Consider the following 4,340-nt stretch of genomic DNA (forward strand, 5'->3'; position numbering starts at 1 on the left):
AGAGCTGGGACTGGCCGAGTTCTCGCTGCTGGCCGGGCTCCCCCAGGCCCCCAGCCGCTACTCCCCCTACCGGCATTTCGCCAAGGCCAAAGAGCGCCAGAAATACGTCCTCGGCCGCATGGTCGAAGAAGGCTATATCAGCCCCGCAGAAGCGGCCGCGGCCCTCAAGGTCGAGATGACCATCCATCCCCGCACCAATATCAATATCCGCGATGCCGCCTATTTCACCGAGCAGGTCCGCCGCCACCTCGAGCAGACCTACGGCGAAGAACGCCTCTATACCGCCGGGCTGCAGGTGCACACCAGCATGAACCTGGCCATGCAGCAGGCCGCCCAGAAAGCGGTGCAGGAAAACCTGCGTGAGCACGACCGGCGCCACGGCTACCGGGCCCCCGAGAAGATCCTCGATGCCGCCACGATAGAAGAATTTCTCCTCGAGCAGGCCAGCGACCTGGCCGAAAACCCGCCGGTCGTCGGCGGCTACCTCGATGCGGTGCTGAACGGCTCGACCGATTCGGCCCTGCAGCTGCGGCTCGGTGACCGCAGCGGCGAGATCCCGCGCAAGGGGCTGGGCTGGGCCGGCACGGTCAAGGTCGTCGCCGCCGGGCAGAAACCGATGGGCAACGCCGAAGGCAAAGAAACCCGGCTGCCGCTCGGCTCGCTGCTGCGGGTGCGGGTCGAACAGCTGCGCGAAGACGGCAGCCTCGTGCTCTCTTTGGCCCAGGAGCCGCAGGCCCAGGGGGCGCTGGTGGCCCTCGACCCCTACAGCGGCCAGGTCAAGGCGATGGTCGGCGGCTACGATTTTTACGCCAGCCAGTTCAACCGGGTCATCCAGGCCCGCCGCCTGCCCGGCTCGGCGATCAAGCCGATCATCTACGCCGCCGCCCTCGACAAGGGCTATACCCCGGCCACCATGATTCTCGACACCCCGCTGGTCTATCGCAGTACCACCGAGTCCGGCGAAGAGACCGAATGGAAGCCGAAGAACTACGAAAAGGCCTTCCACGGTCCGACCTCGTTCCGCAGCGCTCTGGCCCTCTCGCACAACGTCATCACCATCAAGATCCTCGAAGATATCGGCGTCGGCTACGCGATCAACTACGCCCGCAAGCTCGGCATCAGCTCGCCCCTGAACCGTGACCTGACCCTCGCCCTCGGCTCCTCGGCAATGACCCCCCTCGAGCTGGCCACCGCCTACAGCGTCTTCGCCAACGGCGGGGTGCGCATTTCGCCGGCCTACATCACCAGGGTCGCCGACCGCAGCGGGCGGGTCCTCGAATCGGTCGACCCCGGCGACTTTCCCGGCGGCCTGGCCGACGACCAGCGCCTGATCAAGCTCACCCCCGAACGGGTCATTTCCCCCGAAACCGCCTACCTGGTCACCAACCTGATGGAAAGTGTCATCCGCGACGGCACCGGCAAGGGCGCCCGCGAGCTGGGGCGGCCGGCGGCCGGCAAGACCGGCACCACCAACGACCTCAAGGATGCCTGGTTCGCCGGCTACGTGCCGCAGCTGGTCGCCATCGCCTGGAGCGGTTACGACCAGGAGCGGCCGCTGGGCAAACGAGAGACCGGAGCCCGCGCCGCGCTCCCCGCCTGGCTGGGCTTCATGAAAGAAGCGGTCAAGCAGTTCGAGCCCCGCGAGTTCGCCGTCCCCGACGACATCGAGTTTCGCCCCATCGACCCCGCCTCCGGGCTGCTCGCCCCCGAAGACAGCCCCGAGGTCACTATCGAGGCCTTCGCCCCCGGAACGGCCCCCACTCGATACGCCATCGACGAGAACCAGCCGTCGGCCCGGGACTTTTTCCGGATCGATTTGAATGATTATTGAGGCGGAAGGCGGAAGGACTGAAGGCGGATCAATAGCAAATCGTCGCACATTGAGCGATCATCTGCATTTATCCGCCTTTATCTGTGCTGTATTCGCAAAAGAAGGTTTTGGTTTTTAGGTCAGCTTAACAGCAATAACCGAACAAGACGGCGAAAGCTTGCAGGCGAATTGACAGGGATGAAGGGATGCCGGCCGTTTCGCCCCCGAAAAGTTGTCGAAAATTTTAACACCGACCGGCTTGAGTATCCGATGTTGCTGGATTGTCAAGGGGTTTTTTGTGGTTTGAATTTTGCAATATCATCGGGGGTAGGTCTTGAGCGAATACAATCCGTTAAAGGGAGCTTTGTAAAAGCAGCAAACGGGAGAGGGGTTGACCATGGACCAGGTTCGAGAGCAGCGCAAAGACAGGCGATATCAGACCCGGCAGCGAACTCTGGCCCGCCTCAGCACCGCCCCCGACGTGCTGTTTCATGTCATCGACATCAGTTGCGGCGGCCTCGCCTTCCGGTATCTCGGAGATCACAAGCTCAACGAACACCCCGGCGAACTCGACATCCACTTCGGCGACAACTGCACACTAAGCAATCTCCCGGTAACGTCGGTATCAGACGCTGCCATAGAATATGGCTACATCCCGATGCGGCGCCGCGGCCTGCAGTTCACCGATCTCTCCCCCGGGCGCAAAGCCGAACTCGACCATTTCCTTGCGAACTGCACCGCAGTCGACCAGCAATAGCCCTCCGCCACCGCGGTCGATTTTAACCCCGGAATTACGCCTTTGCCTGATCAGCGTCCAGAAGAATTTGAATTGCGTATGCTGTCCCGAACGGCTCCCCAGGTGTCCGCATCCGGCGTTGGGCCTTCCCCTTAGACTGGTCAACCAGCAAGAAATGTTACCTGGGGAGCAAGCGGAAAAAAACCAGGAAGGTATATTGCTACCATATATGACTATATATTAGAGCGAAGATATTTGCGTTGACTTAGGCCAAGCTTTAAGATTAAATAGCTTTTTCCTGTTGTCAACAATGCAGCAAAAGAAAAAGCTAACGTGACAGGAGGCGTCATCGCTCGGTTGGCTTGGTTTAAGGAGGAGCAATTGTCGGTTCGCAGCGTTCATCAGCTAGTCAAGTGATGGGCGTTTTTCTGTTTCAGGGACGCAGAAAGAAAAATTTCATTAGGCTCCGTTTGGCATGGGATCGGCGAGAAAAGCCCCGATCATAACAGTCAAGAAACGACTTCCGGCCAGCAGGGTCGCAAAGGGCAAAAGGAAACGCGATAATTATGAACGTTCTAGTCACCGGCGGTGCCGGTTTTATCGGATCCCACACGGTGGTGGAGTTGCTGCAGGCCGGGCAACAGGTCGTCGTGGTCGACAACCTCTCCAACAGCTCGCCGGTAGTGCTGCAGCGGATCGCCGAGATCACCGGCAGCGCGCCGCAATTTGTCGAAGCCGACATCTGTGACCGCAGCGCCCTGCAGCAGATCTTTGCCGCCCATCGCCCTGAGGCGGTGATCCATTTCGCCGGCCTGAAGGCCGTCGGCGAATCGGTCGAAAAGCCGCTGGCCTACTATCAGAACAATATCGCCGGCACCGCCACCCTCTGTGAAGTGATGGCCGAATACGGCTGCAAGCGGCTGGTCTTCAGCTCCTCGGCCACCGTCTACGGCGATCCCCAGCAGCTGCCGATCAAAGAAGACGCGCCGACCGGCGCCACCAACCCTTACGGGCGCACCAAGCTCTTCATCGAAGAGATGCTGCGCGATCTGCACGCCTCCGATCCCGACTGGCGCATCGTCATCCTGCGTTACTTCAATCCGGTCGGCGCCCACGCCAGTGGCCGGATCGGTGAGAATCCCAAGGGCATCCCCAACAACCTCTTCCCCTTCATCACCCAGGTCGCCGTCGGCCAGCGGAAGCAGCTGTCGGTCTTCGGCTCCGATTACCCCACCGTCGACGGCACCGGCGTGCGCGATTACATCCATGTCGTCGACCTGGCAATCGGTCATTTGCGCGCCCTCGAACGCCTGGCGGCCGCACCGGGCCTGGTGATCTGCAACCTCGGAACCGGGCAGGGGTACAGCGTGCTGCAGATGATCGCCGCCTTCTCCCGCGTCTCCGGTTGTGAAATCCCCTATCAGCTGGTGCCACGGCGCTCTGGCGACATCGCCGCCTGCTGGGCGGATCCGGGCTATGCCAAAGAAGAGTTGGGCTGGCAGGCCGAGCGGGATCTCGAGATGATGTGCCGCGACGGATGGCATTGGCAGCAGGGGAATCCCGAGGGCTATCCGGAGTGATGGCGTCGCAACCTTCTGTGGTAGAGTAGTTTTTCAGGGCTTCAAGGATGCCTGCAGCCCCTGAGGTCAAAGGCCAGATTTAATGGGACGCTGATGAACGCAGATGAACGCTGATAAACCCGGATGATTTTAACCCCGAAGTTAAGCCTTTGCCTGATCAGCGTTCATCATGAAAATCAGCGTCCAGAAGAATTTGACTGGCGTATGCAGACCC

At 60.8% G+C, this 4,340-nt stretch carries 3 protein-coding genes; all 3 read left to right on the forward strand.

The genetic code is table 11. The annotated features are described in order from the left end of the window. Positions 1–1,831 (forward strand): penicillin-binding protein 1A (locus ABYV89_RS14870; RefSeq protein ID WP_432823718.1); only part of this gene is annotated, 1,831 nt, incomplete at its 5' end. Positions 1,832–2,207: 376 nt separating this feature from the next. Further along, positions 2,208–2,567, forward strand: coding sequence for a PilZ domain-containing protein (locus ABYV89_RS14875; RefSeq protein ID WP_432823719.1), 360 nt, complete (start codon positions 2,208–2,210; stop codon positions 2,565–2,567). A gap of 545 nt (positions 2,568–3,112) precedes the next feature. Beyond that, entirely contained in the window at positions 3,113–4,126 is a 1,014-nt protein-coding gene (gene galE, locus ABYV89_RS14880) for a UDP-glucose 4-epimerase GalE (protein ID WP_432823720.1), read from the forward strand. The last annotated feature ends 214 nt before the right edge of the window (positions 4,127–4,340 follow it).

The sequence above is a fragment of the Trichloromonas sp. genome (genome assembly GCF_041583255.1).
In the GTDB taxonomy this organism is placed as follows: domain Bacteria; phylum Desulfobacterota; class Desulfuromonadia; order Desulfuromonadales; family Trichloromonadaceae; genus Trichloromonas.